The following is a 1,039-nucleotide window of genomic DNA, read 5'->3' on the forward strand; positions in this document are numbered from 1 at the left end:
GTCTTTTTATTCGCTGGTCGCTTATTCTTCGGTACGTAATTTAAAATAGATACGGGCACGACTTTTCTCACAGGGAAGCCTTCAATTTCTTTTCGCTCAATAATATGACCTAGCCGGCTCTCTATTGCACAAAGATTCTTAAAATCTCCCATTGAGACAAATGAGATCGCTTCGCCAATGGCACCTGCTCGGCCTGTTCGTCCAATTCTATGAATGTATTCCTCAGGCTTAAAGGGCAGGTCATAGTTAACCACTCGGCTTAACTTACCAATATCAATTCCGCGTGCAGCGACTCCGGTAGCCACCAAGAACTTAATTTCGCCAGATTTGAAATCATTCAGTATTTTAGCTCGCATTGCTTGGCTACGGTCACCGTGAATTGCTTCTGCGTGAATACCTCGTTTGCCTAACTGAGCGGCAAGTTTCGCAGCGCCATGTTTTTTCTCAATAAAAATTAGCGCCTGATCCCACTGATTCTCAATAATGAGATGACTCAATAGCGCAGACTTTTTATCTTTATCGACCGTAATCAACCACTGGTCAATGGTGGTCGCGGCAGTTGCCTCGGGCGAAATGGCGATTTCCAAGGCTTCGTCTTTAACCGTCTTAGCGAGGAAGCGTACGTCATCGGTTAGGGTTGCAGAAAACAACAAGCTTTGACGCTCGCTCGGAAGGCGATCAATGATTTTATTGATCTCATCAATAAAACCCATGTTTAGCATTCTATCGGCTTCGTCTAAGATCAGGACTTCTAGTTCGTCAAAATGAACTGCACGGTCATAGACCATTTCAAGTAAACGTCCTGGCGTCGCGACCAGAATATCAACACCTTCAATGAGTCTCTTTTTCTGAGGCTCTGCAGCGATACCACCGTACATAGCCATTGACTTTAGGTTGAGGTACTTCCCGTATTGCGTAATATTGGCTTCAATTTGCTCAGTCAGCTCACGAGTCGGGGTAATAATTAATGCTCGTATGCGCTTGCCGCGATAGTTGTAGGGAACATTAAGTTTTTCAAGCAATGGCAGCACAAAGCTCG

At 44.9% G+C, this 1,039-nt stretch carries 1 protein-coding gene; it reads right to left on the reverse strand.

The features are described 5' to 3' along the window. Nucleotides 1-1,039, reverse strand: a 1,039-nt coding sequence (locus A3756_RS14780) for a DEAD/DEAH box helicase (protein WP_068553771.1), incomplete at both ends; no start/stop codon positions are given.

The organism is Oleiphilus sp. HI0086 (assembly GCF_001635225.1).